14 protein-coding genes are annotated in these 16191 nt (G+C 59.0%); 8 read left to right on the forward strand and 6 right to left on the reverse strand.

Features of this window, described 5'->3' with window-relative positions; genetic code table 11:
• Window positions 1–204: 204 nt before the first annotated feature.
• The gene (locus H8F23_RS10560; protein WP_194934333.1) at window positions 205–1581 is read left to right on the forward strand and encodes a pyridoxal-phosphate dependent enzyme; all 1377 of its coding nucleotides are present in this window, start codon (window positions 205–207) and stop codon (window positions 1579–1581) included.
• Window positions 1578–2750: a cystathionine gamma-synthase gene (locus H8F23_RS10565; protein WP_194934334.1), complete on the forward strand. Its 1173-nt coding sequence runs from the start codon at window positions 1578–1580 to the stop codon at window positions 2748–2750. The genes H8F23_RS10560 and H8F23_RS10565 overlap by 4 nt, the downstream gene beginning before the upstream one ends.
• A gap of 571 nt (window positions 2751–3321) precedes the next feature.
• On the opposite strand, the gene H8F23_RS29285 is transcribed toward H8F23_RS10565, so the two are convergent.
• Window positions 3322–3831 (reverse strand): hypothetical protein, encoded by a 510-nt coding sequence (locus H8F23_RS29285; RefSeq protein WP_194934335.1) that lies wholly within the window; start codon window positions 3829–3831, stop codon window positions 3322–3324.
• Window positions 3832–4027: 196 nt separating this feature from the next.
• On the opposite strand from H8F23_RS29285, the gene yecR reads away from it, so the two are divergent.
• Window positions 4028–4336 carry a YecR family lipoprotein gene (gene yecR, locus H8F23_RS10575; RefSeq protein WP_007918065.1) on the forward strand — a complete coding sequence of 103 codons (309 nt, stop codon included), beginning with the start codon at window positions 4028–4030 and terminating at the stop codon, window positions 4334–4336.
• A gap of 101 nt (window positions 4337–4437) precedes the next feature.
• On the opposite strand, the gene H8F23_RS10580 is transcribed toward yecR, so the two are convergent.
• Window positions 4438–6060 carry an ATP-binding response regulator gene (locus H8F23_RS10580; RefSeq protein ID WP_194934336.1) on the reverse strand — a complete coding sequence of 541 codons (1623 nt, stop codon included), beginning with the start codon at window positions 6058–6060 and terminating at the stop codon, window positions 4438–4440.
• Between the two features lie 114 nt (window positions 6061–6174).
• On the opposite strand from H8F23_RS10580, the gene H8F23_RS10585 reads away from it, so the two are divergent.
• Window positions 6175–6777 carry a LuxR C-terminal-related transcriptional regulator gene (locus H8F23_RS10585; RefSeq protein ID WP_194934337.1) on the forward strand — a complete coding sequence of 201 codons (603 nt, stop codon included), beginning with the start codon at window positions 6175–6177 and terminating at the stop codon, window positions 6775–6777.
• Window positions 6778–6872: 95 nt separating this feature from the next.
• Here H8F23_RS10585 and H8F23_RS10590 read toward each other — a convergent pair whose 3' ends face one another.
• Window positions 6873–7871, reverse strand: a complete 999-nt coding sequence (locus tag H8F23_RS10590) for a bile acid:sodium symporter family protein (protein WP_160039517.1) — start codon at window positions 7869–7871, stop codon at window positions 6873–6875.
• An 84-nt stretch (window positions 7872–7955) separates the two neighbouring features.
• Between H8F23_RS10590 and H8F23_RS10595 the strand changes: the two genes are divergently transcribed.
• A complete protein-coding gene (locus tag H8F23_RS10595; protein WP_194934338.1) occupies window positions 7956–8744 on the forward strand; it encodes an AraC family transcriptional regulator in 789 nt (262 codons plus the stop codon).
• On the opposite strand, the gene H8F23_RS10600 is transcribed toward H8F23_RS10595, so the two are convergent.
• A complete protein-coding gene (locus H8F23_RS10600; protein WP_194934339.1) occupies window positions 8745–9689 on the reverse strand; it encodes a Dyp-type peroxidase in 945 nt (314 codons plus the stop codon).
• A gap of 164 nt (window positions 9690–9853) precedes the next feature.
• On the opposite strand from H8F23_RS10600, the gene H8F23_RS10605 reads away from it, so the two are divergent.
• Entirely contained in the window at window positions 9854–10828 is a 975-nt protein-coding gene (locus H8F23_RS10605) for a TerC family protein (protein WP_194934340.1), read from the forward strand.
• A gap of 115 nt (window positions 10829–10943) precedes the next feature.
• Here H8F23_RS10605 and H8F23_RS10610 read toward each other — a convergent pair whose 3' ends face one another.
• Window positions 10944–12044, reverse strand: a complete 1101-nt coding sequence (locus tag H8F23_RS10610; RefSeq protein ID WP_122606156.1) for a polyamine ABC transporter substrate-binding protein — start codon at window positions 12042–12044, stop codon at window positions 10944–10946.
• Window positions 12045–12293: 249 nt separating this feature from the next.
• The gene (locus H8F23_RS10615) at window positions 12294–13700 is read right to left on the reverse strand and encodes a purine-cytosine permease family protein (RefSeq protein ID WP_194934341.1); all 1407 of its coding nucleotides are present in this window, start codon (window positions 13698–13700) and stop codon (window positions 12294–12296) included.
• Window positions 13701–14024: 324 nt separating this feature from the next.
• Between H8F23_RS10615 and H8F23_RS10620 the strand changes: the two genes are divergently transcribed.
• Together H8F23_RS10620 and H8F23_RS10625 are read left to right on the forward strand one after the other, a co-directional pair.
• Entirely contained in the window at window positions 14025–14510 is a 486-nt protein-coding gene (locus H8F23_RS10620) for a flavin reductase family protein (protein WP_194934342.1), read from the forward strand.
• Window positions 14511–14662: 152 nt separating this feature from the next.
• Entirely contained in the window at window positions 14663–15706 is a 1044-nt protein-coding gene (locus H8F23_RS10625) for an LLM class flavin-dependent oxidoreductase (protein ID WP_093437590.1), read from the forward strand.
• Window positions 15707–16191 lie beyond the last annotated feature (485 nt).

The raw sequence follows: 16191 nt of genomic DNA on the forward strand, positions 1-16191 counted from the left end.
ACGCCCTTTGAAAACTCGATGACGCCTCGGTGTAAACGCACTCGAACCCGCCCCGGCAGGTCTCTGATTTCGATCTATCGTTAGATCGAAATGGCAGCATTTGCGGCCGACTAAAGGTTGCGACAGCCGATGTCTGAGCCTATGTTGCACGCGAGTCTTTTCCCCGCGATTGGAACGCGATCAACACCATTAAGAGGTGAAGAAATGTCAAAGGAATCACGCCCTGCCGTACTTGGGCTGATAGGCAACACTCCGCTGGTTCAAGTCACTCGTTTCGATACTGGCCCGTGCACACTGTTTCTCAAGCTCGAATCGCAGAACCCCGGTGGTTCGATCAAGGACCGTATCGGTCTGGCCATGATCGACGCTGCCGAGCGTGATGGTCGTCTGCAACCCGGCGGCACCATCGTTGAGGCCACCGCCGGCAACACCGGCCTGGGCCTGGCACTGGTTGGCCGCGCCAAGGGCTATCGCGTGGTGCTGGTGGTGCCAGACAAAATGTCCACCGAGAAAGTCCTGCACTTGAAGGCCATGGGTGCCGAAGTGCACATCACCCGCTCCGACGTCGGCAAGGGTCATCCCGAGTATTACCAGGATGTCGCCGCCCGTTTGGCGAAAGACATTCCCGGCGCATTTTTCGCCGACCAGTTCAACAACCCGGCCAACCCGCTGGCCCACGAATGCAGCACCGCGCCGGAGATCTGGGCGCAGACTGAACATGATCTGGACGCCATCGTCGTCGGTGTCGGTTCGGCCGGTACGCTGACGGGCCTGAGCCGCTTCTTCAAACGCGTGCAGCCGGATCTGCAAATGGTCCTCGCCGATCCGGTCGGTTCGGTGATGGCGCAATACAGCCGCGACGGCTCCCTGCCGACGCCCGGTTCATGGGCGGTGGAAGGCATCGGCGAAGACTTCATTCCGTCGATCACTGACCTTTCCAGCGTGCGCCACGCCTACTCGATCAGCGATGAAGAAAGCTTCGCTCACGCCCGTCAGTTGCTCAAGGCCGAGGGTATTCTCGGCGGCTCGTCGACCGGCACCCTGCTCGCTGCGGCGCTGCGTTATTGCCGCGAACAGACCGAGCCGAAACGCGTGGTGAGCTTCGTCTGCGACACCGGCACGCGCTATCTGTCGAAGGTCTACAACGACCAGTGGATGACCGATCAAGGCCTGTTGCAGCGTAAAGGTTATGGCGACCTGCGCGACTTGATCGCGCGACGTTTCGAGGACGGCCGCGTGATCAGCGTAGGCCCGGATGACACCCTGCTCACCGCATTCCAGCGCATGCGCCTGGCGGATGTCTCGCAACTGCCGGTGCTGGTGGAAGGCAAGCAACTGGTCGGGGTGATCGACGAATCGGACATCCTGCTGGCGGTGCACGAAGACGCCGCCCGCTTCAGCCAATCGGTGTCCAGCGTGATGACCGACAAACTGCAGACCCTCGCCCCTGGCGCCAGCCTCGCTGAACTGGAAGCGGTGCTCAGCCGTGGCCTCGTCGCGATCATCGCCGATGTATCGGGCTTCCATGGCCTGATCACCCGCACCGACATGCTCAACCAATTACGGAGATCCCTCGCATGAGTCAGCACGACGATAAATCCCAAGGCTTCGCGACCCGGGTGATCCACGCCGGGCAGGAACCGGACCCGACCACCGGCGCGCTGATGCCGCCGATCTACGCCAACTCCACCTATCTGCAAGACAGCCCCGGCGTGCATAAGGGTTTCGATTACGGCCGCTCGCACAACCCGACGCGTTTTGCCCTGGAGCGTTGCGTGGCGGACCTTGAAGGCGGCACCCAGGCGTTCGCGTTCGCCTCCGGGCTCGCGACGATTTCCACGGTGCTCGAACTGATCGATGCCGGTTCGCACGTGATCTCCGGCAATGACTTGTACGGCGGCACGTTCCGCCTGTTCGACAAGGTCCGTCAGCGCAGTGCCGGACACCGTTTCAGCTACGTCGATCTGACTGACCTGACGGCGTTCGAAGCGGCGCTGCAGGACGACACACGCCTGGTGATTGTCGAGTCACCGACCAACCCGCTGCTGAGCCTGTCGGACCTCGCCGCTATCGCCCGTATCTGCCGCGCTCGCGGGATCATCAGCGTGGCCGACAACACCTTTGCCAGCCCGTATATCCAGCGGCCGCTGGAGCTGGGTTTCGACATCGTGCTGCACTCGACCACCAAGTACCTGAACGGTCACTCCGATGTAATCGGCGGCATCGCCGTGGTCGGCCAGAACCAGGAACTGGCCGAGAAGCTGGGCTTCTTGCAGAACGCGGTCGGTGCGATTGCCGGGCCGTTCGATGCATTTCTCACCCTGCGCGGGGTAAAGACTTTGGCGCTGCGCATGGAGCGTCATTGCAGCAATGCGCTGGATCTGGCGCAGTGGCTGGAGCAGCAACCGCAGGTCAAACGTGTCTATTATCCAGGGCTGCCGTCGCATCCACAGCATGAGTTGGCCAAGCGCCAGATGCGTGGTTTTGGCGGGATGATTTCCGTAGATCTAAACAGTGATCTGGACGGTGCACGACGCTTCCTCGAGAACGTGAAAATCTTCGCACTGGCGGAAAGTCTGGGCGGCGTTGAAAGCCTGATCGAGCACCCGGCGATCATGACTCACGCGACCATTCCGGCTGATACCCGGGCGAAACTGGGGATCGGCGATGGCCTGGTGCGTCTGTCGGTGGGCGTCGAAGACGTCGAAGACCTGCGTGCTGATCTGGCGCAGGCGCTGCAAGCGATCTGACCTTGCAGGAACGACAAAGCCCGCACGAAGCGGGCTTTGGTGTTCGAGCAGGCGGCCAGTGCTGGTCTCTGGCTTACAAGGTTTATCGGGCTTCCCACAGTACCGGGCCAAATTGAAAAGGTACGGCCTCGGCTGCTTCACACGGCATAAGGGCTGGATCTCAGCGCGGAGATCTTTCTAACCGTGTACCTTTCGGAGCGCGCCCCACGCCCCCTTGCTATCCGATTGCGCATCAGTCTGCGTCTTCGCCTACATCTTTGAGCCTAGCAAAGGCTCGTCAGCGCGAGTCAGTGTTTTTAGACTGATTCGAGCTTTGCCCGAATCGGGCAGGAAGAGAAGCGCCTAACGCCCGTCGATCCCCCCGCCGTACCGCCTCGCTATCGCGATCTATACTCAATCAGTTCGATCATGATTCTGTCGACACCCGCACGCCTGACGGTGTGCCCGTGCCTTTCGCCCACCAGACTGACCCGGGCCAATCAGTCGTAACGCCAGCGAACACGCGGCGGACGATGCCTTATCGCTTTATGGCTACCGGGTCGTGGAGAGAACTATGAAACACAAGTTGTTGTCAGGCGTGCTTCTGGCGGTCGTGGCGACCGTTGTGGTGCCCAATGTCTGGGCGGCGCAGCCCCAAGCGTTGGCGTCCGATGGGTCGGATCATGTTGGCGCAGGGGGGGTCGCTTCTGATGGTGCCGATCACGTCGGTGCGGGGGCCGTAGCTTCTGATGGCGCTGATCATGTCGGTGCGAGCGCAGTCGCTTCTGATGGCGCCGATCATGTCGGTACGGGGGCCGTAGCTTCTGATGGCGCTGATCATGTCGGTGCGGGTGCCGTAGCTTCTGATGGCGCTGATCATGTCGGTGCGGGGGCCGTAGCTTCTGATGGCGCCGATCATGTCGGTGCGAGCGCAGTCGCTTCTGATGGCGCTGATCATGTTGGTGCAGGTGCGCTGGCTTCTGATGGCGCCGATCGTACCGGCGTCAACCGGTTTGCTTATTCGCGTGTCGGCGTTGGCTCTGATCGAGTTGCCTCCGCGTTGATGACGGGCAGTTATTCCGACCAGTTCAACAGCCCGCAATAATTCTCCCCTGGCCCGGCAGGCGGCTCCAGCGAGCTGCCTGTTGCGCGCCGCACTAGCACATTTGTGCTAATCGACCGCCCTGTCCGCTGGCGTTATATTCCCCCGCACCCCTCGATGTTCCTCAACGTTGCCTGTTCGCAGCGTGCGGGATCGTTGTGCCTGGAAATCAGAACAACACCAAGGAAGAAACACCATGAAAACCCTGATCGCAACACTCACCCTCAGCGCGCTGTTCCTCACTGGCTGCGCCACGCCGAAACAGTGGGAAGCCACCGGCGGCAGCAAAAACGATGGCGTCGTCCAGGTCTCCTATGAACTGGGCCAATTCGAAAGCGGCCAGACCAGCGCCGAACAAGGCCTGACCGTCGCCGCACAACGCTGCAAGACCTGGGGCTACAAAAACGCCGAGGTTACCGGCTCCGAGAAAAACATCTGCCGCACCATGGGCCAATACAACTGCCTGCAAACCACCATCACCCAGGATTACCTGTGCAAGCGCTGAACAAGCACTAACGTTGTAGGAGCTGTCGAGTGCAACGAGGCTGCGATCTTTGATTTTGATCCTGAAAATGAAGAGCAAATGATCGCAGCGTGCCGCCGCTCCTACACGGTTTGGGTTTGGATTTCGCAGTCGCGCAGCGCTCGTAGGGTCGCGCGCAGTTCGGCCGGGCGTACCGGCTTGGACAGAATGGCAATCTGGCGGTCTTGCAAGGCCGCCTGGATTTTTTCGACGTCGTGACCGGTGATGATCATCGCCGGAACCGCCCAGCCCCGTTGCTTACGTACATCGTCAATGCACTCGATGCCAGTGGTGTGGGTGCCGAGGTCATAGTCGGCGACGATGATGTCGCAGTCGGTCATCAAATCCTGCCCCCTCAGTTCCGCTTGAACCACACAGCCCCAACGCTCCAGCAGCGCCGAAGTCGCGAGCAATACGTTGCGATCATCCTCCACCAGACACACCTTCAACCCCGTCAGCAAACCGACCTGACGTGCGTCATCACGACTGGCCATTACCTGCGGCGGCGCGGTGATCGGCAAGCCGCACAAAGTCACCGCTGTTCCCCGCCCGAGCCGCGAGCGCAGAGCAACGTCGACACCGATCAATTCACCCAACCGTTTGACGATCGACAGCCCGAGCCCCACGCCTTCGACGTCTTTATCGCGCACTTGCCGTGCCCGATAAAACTCCTCGAATACCTTGCCCAAGTGCTCCTCAGCGATACCGTTGCCTTGGTCATAAATCACAATGGCCAGCCCTGCCCCGCGCCGGCGCACGCCGATCAATACCGGTCGATGTGCACCGTACTTGAAGCAGTTGGACAGGACGTTTTGCACCATGGTCGCCAGCAGCGCCGGATCGGTCTGAACCCAGTACGGGCATGGACGCAAACGCATCTCCACCCCGGCCCAACGCGCTGCCTCGGCGTTCTGGCGAATCAGCTCCGCCAGCCATTCGCCGAGATTCACGCTGTGCAGTTTGGGCAACACGCGCCCGTTGTCGAGGGTGTATAGGTCGAGAATCGAGCGGAACAATTGCGACACGTTGAGCAACGAACGGTCGATGTTGTCGACCAACCGCCGCTCGTCATCACCCAAGTGCGACTCACGCAGGCACGCGGTAAACAGACCAATCGAATGAATCGGCTGGCGCAAATCGTGACTGGCCTGAGCGAGAAATCGCGACTTTTCCAGATTCGCCGCCACCGCCTCTTCGGAGGCCTTGCGCGTACGCTCCAGCAACAAGTGCGCGTAAAACGGGATCACCGTGCTGGTGAGCATCAGCATCAACACCATGAACGGTTGCGCCTGCCACACCGGCGTGAGGCGATACACACACAACAACGCCAACAACGCCAGCCCGGTGGCAATCGCCAGATAGCGCGAGCCGTAGCGCATGCCATTGCCAAGGTTGACCCAAATAATCACCGCATACAGCGGCAACGCCATCTCGCCGCCCACCACCAGACCAAAGCAAGTACCGGTGTAATCGTGAACCATGGCGAAAATCCGCCGCGCCGGGTAATGCCCCGGCCAACGCGCAATCGCCTGACGCAGGGCAATCGAAGCCAACAAAAACACAATGATGTAGGTAATGATCGGCAGGTATGTATCGAAGCGCTGGCCCGGCAAAAAGCCCAGTATCAGCATATAAACCACGGCGATACTGGCAATGATAATGCGCAGATTGGCCTGGTCGAGTTCGGTGTTTTTCTCGAACTTCATGGTTAAACGTCCTTGTGCGGCAATCGTCAGTTTCCGAATCAGCCTAAAGGCAACCTTCGCCCCCGGTGCTAAGGTGCAGCCTTGAATAACGCTTGACCCAGGGAGGGTCACGCCATGACATGCCGAATTATCATAGCCGACGATCACCCGCTGTTTCGCGAGGCGATGCTGCGCACGGTTCAGCGGTTGTTGCCCGAAGCCGTTATCGACGAAGCCGGTGATCTCGACGCAGTGCTGGCGCTGCTGCCTTTGGGTAATGAGCCGGACACATTGATTCTAGATCTGCGTTTCCCGGGATTGACCTGCGTCAGCCAACTCGCCGAGCTGCGTCAGCGCTTGCCGCGCACCACGCTGATTGTGGTGTCGATGGTCGATGATGAGTCGCTGATCAGCGAAGTCATGGCCGCCGGTATCGACGGCTTTATCGGCAAAAACATCGCCCCCGATGAAATCGGTCAGGCAATTCTGGCGATTCGTGAAGGTGAAGTGCTGGTGAAGTTTGCGCCGTCCGGGCTGTTGCCGCTGGAAACCGGCGCCGCCCTCACGCCCCGTCAGCAGGACGTGCTGCGCTTGATCGCCCAAGGCAAGACCAACAAGGAAATCGCCCGCGAACTGGATATTTCCCCGTTCACGGTGCGCATTCATGTGTCTTCGTTGTTACGCACGTTGAACGTGCCCTCGCGGGCAGCGGCTGTGAAATACGCAAGGACTCTCTAGGAGCTGTCGCAGGCTGCGATTTTTTGATTTTGTTTTTATAAAGACAAGATCAAAAGATCGCAGCCTTCGGCAGCTCCTACACGTGGGACGGTGTGTTATGGATCAACCTGCGCCATCAACTCCGGTACCGATTCCGGGCGTTTCGCATAACGCTGCGCCAGCACCGCACAGACCATCAACTGGATCTGATGGAACAGCATCAACGGCAGAATCAACACGCCAATCGTGCTGCCAGCGAACAATACCTGCGCCATTGGCACGCCGGTGGCGAGGCTCTTTTTCGAGCCGCAGAACAGAATGGTGATGCGGTCTTCCTGGCTGAAGCCGAACGCCTTGCCCAACAGCGTCGACGCCAACAGCACCAGCGCCAGCAGAATGCAGCAGACCACCACCAGTCCCAGCAGATCGACCACGGGAATCTGATGCCAGATGCCTTCGTTGACCGCCTCGCTGAATGCGCCGTAGACGACCAGCAAAATCGAACCCTGATCAACAAACTTCAGCCAGTTCTTGTTGCGTCCGACCCACGCACCAATCCAGCGACGGGCGATCTGCCCGGCAATGAACGGCAGGAGCAATTGCACGCTGATTTTCAGGATTGCGTCCAGCGTCGAACCGCCATCACCGTGAACGTCGAGCAGCAGCGTCACCAACAGCGGCGTGAGGAAAATCCCGAACAGGCTCGACGCCGCCGCGCTGCAAATCGCCGCCGGAATATTGCCCCGCGCCAGCGACGTGAAGGCGATCGCCGATTGCACCGTGGCCGGCAATGCGCACAGGTAGAGCATGCCCATGTACAACTTGTCGCCGATCAGCGGGGACAACAGCGGTTTCAGCGCCAGCCCGAGAATCGGGAACAGCACAAAGGTCAGACCAAACACCAGCAAGTGCAGACGCCAGTGACCGGCACCGGCAATGATCGACTCGCGGGAAAGCTTCGCGCCATGCAGGAAAAACAGCAGCGCGATGGCGATGTTGGTCAACCAGCCAAAGCCGACGGCGACCTGGCCGCTGGCCGGCAGGAAACTGGCCAGCAGCACGACGCCAATCAGCGTCAGGGTGAAGTTGTCGGGCAAAAAACGTGGGCGAGTCATGGTCGGTTCATCCGGGGGTTGCCAGTGCGTGCCGACGACTCTAACGTGACTGCCAATTACCGACTAACGCCGAAGGGCCACAAGATGCCGCCTAAAGGACATGACAAAAGCGTTCGCCGCAGCATTCCCGGGCTGCCCAGCCTGCCGCGTCCACTCTACGGGCGCACCGAATCGCTGCCCAATCGCGCCCTCACCCGGCGTCACAGTCACCCGTGGGTGCAGTTGTCCTACGCGATTCAGGGTGTGCTGGAAATCCAGACCAGTGCCGGCCGCTTCGTCGCGCCGCCGGAGCGCGCCGTGTGGATCCCGGCGGGCGTGCCGCATCGGGTGTTCAGCTCGCCGCACACGGAAATGCGCAGCCTCTACATCGATTGCAGTGTCGCCGGATGGGCGATCGAGCGTTGTCATGTGCTCGGCGTCAGCGATCTGCTCAGGGAATTGATCCGTGCGTTCAGTCAGGTTCCGGTGGAATACGAGCAAAGCGGCCCGCACGGACGTCTCGCCCAGGTCATCCTCGATCAACTGGCCGAAGCGCCGCAGATCGACCTGATGCTGCCGCTGCCGCAAGACGCCCGCTTGAAGCAGATCTACCAGAGCCTGGAACAACACCCGGAACAGCAGACCACGCTGAGCCACTGGAGCGAGAAGTTCGGCGTCACCGAAAAGACCCTCACCCGCCTGTTTCAACGTGACACCGGCCTGACCTTCCGCGCCTGGCGCCAGCGTTTGCGCCTGCTCGGTGCACTGACACCGCTGGAAAAAGGCGAACGCGTCACCGACGTTGCGCTGGCCTGTGGTTACGACTCGACCTCGGCGTTTATCGCCGCGTTTCGCCAACAGTTTGGCGAAACGCCGGGTGAGTTTTTTCGCTGATCAGCGATCCGCCAGTGCTTCCAGCAAGTCCGCTGACGGCACGAAATACAGGCTGCCAGTGACGGCGGTGCTGAAATCCAGCAACTTGTCGTAGTTACCCGGTGGCTTGCCGACGAACATGTTTTCCAGCATCTGCTCGATCGGCTCGGGCGAGCGCGCGTAACCGATGAAGAAGGTGCCGAACTCCCCTGCCCCCGGCCGGCCGAACGGCATGTTGTCACGCAGAATCTTCACTTCTTCCCCGGCTGCGTTGGTAATGGTGGTCAGCGCGCTGTGCGAGTTGCTCGGTTTGACCGCGTCATCCAGTTCGATGTCGGAGAGCTTGGTGCGACCGATAACGCGCTCCTGCGCTTCAACGCTCAGGCCGTTCCACGCGGTCATGTTGTGCAGGTATTTCTGCACCAGCACGTAGCTGCCGCCGCTGAAGCCAGGGTCTTCATCACCGACGATAGTGAAGTTGAGTGCTTTACGCCCGACCGGATTTTCCGTGCCGTCGACGAAACCGATGATGCTGCGCATGTCGAAATAGCGAAAACCTTGAACCTCATCGACCACCGTCACTGCATCGCCGAGAACCGCCATGATCTGCGTGGCCAGTTCAAAACACAGGTCCATTTGATCGGCGCGAATGTGCAGCAGCAGATCGCCCGGGGTTGCCGGAGCGTGCCGCCCTTCCTCGCCAAACTCGCGAAAATCGTGCAGCGACGCCGGGCGCGGATTGCCAAACAGGCGATCCCAGGCGTTCGAGGAAAAGCCGCAGATGCAGGTCAGATTGCCGGTCGGTACGCGCTTGCCCACCGAGCGCACCAGCCCGGCGACATCACCGCACCAGTCTTTGACGATTTGCGCAGCTTCAGGCCCGGCATTCAGCGTCGCGACGATGAAAATCGCACTGCTGGTGATCGGACTGCACACCGCTTGAGGTTCGAGAATGTCGGTATTCATCGCTGAAAACATTGCTCCGTAAAAAATGCCCGAGCTGATAACGAGGGCAGATAGTTCGTTTTTATCGAACTGTTGCGTAGAAATAAACGATTTTTCTTTGCCGCAAAACCGTCGCTAGCATGGCCTCGTCTGACCCTAATCCAAGAATAGACAGGGAGCGTGACATGCCACCTAACAACATCAATATCGGCGAACCGTGGATGTGGGCCGCCTTCATCGTCTTCGTGCTTGCCATGCTGGCATTGGACCTGTTTGTCTTCGGTGGGCGCAAGGCGCACCGGGTGTCTGTGCGCGAAGCCTTGTCCTGGGTCATCGCCTGGTGCTTGCTGGCACTGAGTTTCGCGGCGCTGCTCTGGTGGTATCTGCACGGTGCGTTCGGCGCTGACATCGCGCGGGAGAAGACCCTCGAGTTCCTTACTGGATATTTGATCGAGCAGTCGCTGTCGATCGACAACATGTTCGTCTTCGTGATGATCTTCAGCTACTTCGCCGTACCGCCCGAATTACAGCGGCGCGTGCTGCTGTACGGCGTGCTCGGGGCGATCGTGATGCGCGCGGTGATGATTTTTGCCGGGGTGTGGCTGGTGTCGCAGTTCGAATGGCTGCTGTATGCGTTCGGCGTGTTCCTGATCTTCACCGGGATCAAGATGCTGGTGTTTGCCGACCACCAGCCGGACCTGGACAAGAATCCGTTGCTGCGTTGGGTGCGCGGGCATATGCGCATCACCAGCGGCTTTCATGGCGAACGGTTTTTCATCCTGCAGAACGGCGTGCGCTGGGCCACGCCGATGTTTCTGGTGCTGGTGCTGATCGAGGCCAGTGACCTGATGTTCGCGGTCGACAGCATCCCGGCGATCTTTGCCGTGACGACGGACCCGTTCATTGTGTTCACTTCGAATATCTTCGCGATCATGGGATTGCGCGCGCTGTATTTCCTGCTGGCGGACATGGCGGACCGCTTTCACTTGCTCAAGTATGGGCTGGCGATTGTGCTGGTGTTTATCGGTGGGAAGATGGTGTTGATGCCGTGGCTGCACATGCCGGTGGAATGGTCGCTGGCGGTGGTGGGCGGGGTGATTCTGGGGTCGGTGCTGCTGAGTCTGGTGATGACCAAGGATGTCGAACGGCGCATTGAATGACACACCACAAAACCTTGTAGGAGTGAGCCTGCTCGCGAAAGCGGTCTGTCAAACGACGCGATGTTGACTGATCTGGCGCTATCGCGAGCAGGCTCACTCCTACAGGGGATCGGTGTTACTTATCGGACTTGATGTTGGTCCATACGCGGGTGCGTACGCGCTCTAGCTTCTGCGGCAACGGCTGCACGACGTAAAGGTTTTTCAGCGCTTCAGGTGTCGGCGTCAGGTTCGGGTTATCGGTGATTTCCTTGTTGATCAGCGGCATCGAGTCCTTGTTCGCATTCGGGTAACCGAGGAAATCGCTGATCGGCGCGATCACTTTCGGGTCGAGCAGGTTGTTGAGGAACTCATGCGCTTCGGCGACGTTCTTCGCGCTCTTCGGAATCGCGAAGGTGTCGAACCAGATCGGCGCGCCTTCTTTCGGCAAGCGCCAGTCGACCACTACGCCGTTTTTCGCCTCTTTGGCGCGGTTGCCGAACTGATAGAAGCTGCCGGAGTAACCGATGGCCACGCAGATGTCACCGTTGGCGATGTCGGTCATATATTTGGCCGAGTTGAAGTAGGTCACGTACGGACGAACCTTGAGCATCAACTCCTTGGCTTTTTCATAGTCGGCGGGGTTCTGGCTGTTTGGGTCGAGGCCCAGATAATGCAGAGCCAACGGGAGGATTTCCGTCGGCGAATCAAGCATCGCCACGCCGCAGGATTTGAGCTTTTCCATGTTCTCCGGTTTGAACACCAGATCCCAGCTGTCCACCGGCGCGTTGTCGCCCAGTGCTGCTTTGACCTTGGCCGGGTTGAAGCCGATCAGCACGGTGCCGACCATGTAAGGCACGCCGTACTGGTTGCCCGGGTCGTTCTTGCCCAGCAGTTTCAACAGTTCCGGGTCCTGGTGGCTCCAGTTCGGCAGTTTCGACTTGTCGAGTTTCTGAAACACGCCAGCCTTGATCTGCGTTTCAAGGAACTGGTTCGACGGCACCACCAGGTCGTAACCGGAGTTGCCGGTGAGCAGTTTGGCTTCCAGGGATTCGTTGGTGTCGAAGGTGTCCCAGGTCACTTTGATGCCGCTTTTTGCAGCGAAATCCTTGGGCACGGACGGCAGGATGTAGTCCGCCCAGTTGTATACGCGCAGTTCGCGTTGCTCAGCCTGGACAGCGCCGGCCAGCAGCGTCAGCCCACACACAGTGGCACCCAGAATGCGTTTCATCGTGACCATGGTTGTTCCCCAAAAGGCAGCGTGAGTTCGATGGTTTTTATGTTCTGTACACGGCAGCGGCTGTAAAGGTAGCCAAGGGTAAAAAGGGTCGAGCGTCTTGTTGTGGTTTTGATTCTTGCTGACAGCGTAGCTGGAGCACAGTGGGGGATGGGCCAAAAGGGGATCGATGTGGCCAATTTGATTGACCGCCGGGATGCGGAAACAACAATGCCCGGCGAGTGGCCGGGCATTGTGCTGAAGCGGATCGACTCAGTCGGTGTAACCCAACCGCGCCGCCCTGCTCTGCTCAGTCTGGCCGCGTGTCGCGAGGCAGTAATACAACGGAACGGTGACCACCAGGCCCACCAGCCAGGACAAGTCCGCACCCTCAACCAGATTGGCGTAAGGCCCGACATACAGCGAGGTGTTAGCGAACGGCAACTGCACGAGGATGCCAATGAAGTAAGCAATGATCGCGTGCAGGTTGAAGCGCCCGTAAACCCCACCATCGGCGCGGAAGATCGAGGCGATGTCGTAGCAGCCGCGCTTGATCAGGTAGAAGTCGATCAGATTGATCGACGCCCACGGCACCAGCACCAGCAGCAGCGCCAGAATCAAACCGATGAACTCGGAAATGAAGTCCGCCGACGCGCCCAACGCAACCACGCAGCAACCCGCGAGCACCACGCTCGACAACACGACGCGCACCTTGATGCTCGGCGTCCATTGGCTGGCGAAGGTCTGGATCGAGGTGATGATCGACAGCACCGCGCCATACAGATTCAGCGCGTTGTGGCTGATGATGTTGAGCAGAAACAGCACCATCAGAATTGGCCCGAGCCAACCCGTCGACTGCTTGACCGCGACCATCGCTTCAGTACCTTCCGGGGTCGCCAGCACGGCCACCGCACCAAAGCTGAACGACAGAATCGTGCCCAGCGTTGCACCCAGATAAGTCGCCCAGAACGGCTTGGCAATGCCGATATCCGCTGGCAGGTAACGCGAGTAGTCAGACACGTACGGCGAGAAACTGATCTGCCAGATAATCCCCAACGACACCGTCGCCAGCCAGCCGGACAAGTTAAAACTGCCGCGAGTGAGGAAGTCCGCCGGCAAGTCATGGGCAAAGATATAGATGAAACCGGCGAGCAACGCGCCGCCCATCACCCAGGTGCCGATGCGGTTCAGCGTGTGAATGAAGTTGTAGCCGATCACGCCGATCGCTGTAGCCGCCAGTGCGCCGATCAGAATGCTCAACGGCGCCGGCACCGACGGCGCAATGCCGACGATGGATTTACCGGCCAGGACGATGTTGGAAATAAAGAAACCGATGTAGATGATCGCCGCGAAGAACACGATCAACAGCGCGCCATAACGACCGAATTGGCCGCGACTCTGGACCATCTGTGGAATGCCCATGCGCGGGCCTTGCGCCGACGCCAGAGCGATCACCACGCCGCCGATCATGTGCCCCAGCGCAATCGCCAGCAGCCCCCAGAGCAGATCGAGATGGAACACCTGAACCACCATGGCGCCGGTGACGATGGGCAGTGGCGCGATGTTGGTGCTGAACCACAGGGTGAATAGGTCACGGGCCTTCCCGTGGCGTTCCGCGAGTGGGACGTAGTCGACCGTGTGATTCTCGATCAACGGATCTTGCCGGGACATCTGGGACATATGCATGAACTCGAGTTTGTCTGTTCTTATCTTTGTATGAAGCCAAACCGGGGGAACTCTCTGGCCGCCCCTCAGATGCAGACCATATTATGGTATTCCAAACAATTCACAAGACTGATCCGCAGTTTCCGGTGCCAACTGATACGCCATCCTCACTGAAACCGCGGCTTGCAGACCAGTCGAAAGCCCCGTAAATGCTGAGTTTCCGACGAACGCGGCACGTTTATCGGTTCAGCTGAAAAGCCCTTGCAAAGATTGAATACTGGTATACCATCAGACCAACAAACACATAAAAACAGCAACACATCACCCGAGGACCGACCAATGATCGATGCCGCCATCTACAAACAAGTCATGGGCTCGTTCCCGTCCGGCGTAACCGTTATCACCACCCTGGACGATGACGGTCAGATCGTCGGCCTGACTGCCAGCGCCTTCAGCTCGCTGTCGATGGACCCGGCGCTGGTGCTGTTCTGCCCCAACTACAGTTCTGATTCCTATCCGGTGCTGATCAAGAACAAGCGCTTTGCCATCCACGTTCTCTCCGGCGGCCAGCAAAGCGAAGCCTACGCCTTCGCCCGCAAAGGCAAGGACAAGGCGCAAGGCATCGAATGGACCTTGAGCGAACTGGGTAACCCGATCCTCGCCAACGCGACGGCTATCATCGAATGTGAGCTGTGGCGCGAATATGAAGGCGGCGACCACGCCATCATGGTCGGCGCGGTGAAGAACCTGATCGTTCTCGAGCAAATCGCCGGGCCGCTGGTGTACTGCCACGGCAAGATGGGCGCCCTGCCCGTCCTGGCCTGATCGTCAGCCCCGCACAAATCAACTGTAGGAGTGAGCCTGCTCGCGATAGCGATTTATCCGATGTCGATGTTTTTTCTGACACACCGCCATCGCGAGCAGGCTCACTCCTACAAGTTTTGTAGCCTCAACAACAAAAGATCCGAGGAAGCGTCATGAAATTTTCCCTGTTCATCCACATGGAACGCTGGGACGAAAGCGTCAGCCACCGCCAACTGTTCGAAGACCTCACCGAACTGACCCTGATGGCCGAGGCCGGCGGTTTCAGCACCGTGTGGATCGGCGAACACCACGCGATGGAATACACCATCTCGCCAAGCCCGATGCCATTGCTCGCCTACCTCGCCGCCAAAACCACCACCATCCACCTCGGCGCCGGCACCATCATCGCGCCGTTCTGGCACCCACTGCGGGTTGCCGGTGAATGCGCGTTGCTCGACGTGATCAGCAACGGGCGTATGGAAGTCGGCCTGGCCCGTGGCGCCTATCAGGTTGAATTCGATCGCATGGCCGGCGGCATGCCTGCCTCATCCGGCGGCCAGGCATTGCGCGAAATGGTCCCGGTGGTCCGCGCCCTGTGGCAAGGCGACTACGCCCACGACGGCGACATCTGGAAATTCCCGACCTCCACCAGCGTGCCAAAACCAATTCAAAAGCCCAACCCGCCAATGTGGATCGCCGCCCGTGACCCGGATTCGCACAACTTCGCCGTGGCCAACGGCTGCAACGTGATGGTCACGCCGCTGATGAAGGGCGACGAAGAAGTCCTCGATCTGAAGAACAAATTCCAGACTGCGCTGGATAACAACCCAGACGTGCCGCGCCCGCAATTGATGGTGCTGCGCCATACCCACGTGCACACCGCTGATAATCCGGACGGCTGGAAAGTCGGGGCGAAAGCTATTTCACGGTTTTATCGCACGTTCGATGCGTGGTTTGGCAACAAGGAAACGCCGGTCAATGGCTTTCTGGCGCCGAGCCCGGAAGAGAAGTTTGCCGGGCGTCCTGAGTTTGAGCTGGAGAGTTTGCACAAGACGGCGATGATTGGTACGCCGGAAGAGATCATTCCGCGGATCAAGTATTACCAGGAACTGGGGGTGGATGAGTTCAGTTTCTGGTGTGACAACAGCTTGCCGCATGAGGAGAAGAAGAAGTCGTTGGAGCTGTTTATCAAGCATGTGGTGCCGGCGTTTCGGTGAGTCACTGCGGATTGTTTGTCCCAAATAAAAAAGCCCCGAGCAGTTCGGGGCTTTTCAGTTCAGTATGCAAATATTCTTCAGGGATATTCCCACCGCCAAATCAGGATTCAAAAAATCTATCTTGTGAAATCCGCTTCTATAACTAGTCAATCATCAACTCCTGCTGTTGTTGACTCATGGCCGCCTGCGAAAAATTGGCCTTCATCGCCAGAGTCAATTTATATCCAGCAAAAATCAGGCGTAATCTCACAAGCGACTCCTGCTGATACAAGAATATTTCTAACCAGTAGGACCGACTTCGCCTGACCGCTAAATACCAGAGTAGAGCCTTGCTGGAGCATATCTCTCGACATTAAAAAATTGTGACCTGTCACCTCGGAAACCGCCCTTATCTGTGCTTGATTCCGATAGTCGCCGCGACAGCGAACCTCATACCTGCACTCATCCAGCTGGATGCCGGGCATATTGGTGGTCACTACCGACCA

The sequence above is a fragment of the Pseudomonas neuropathica genome, assembly GCF_015461835.1.
GTDB lineage: Bacteria > Pseudomonadota > Gammaproteobacteria > Pseudomonadales > Pseudomonadaceae > Aquipseudomonas > Aquipseudomonas neuropathica.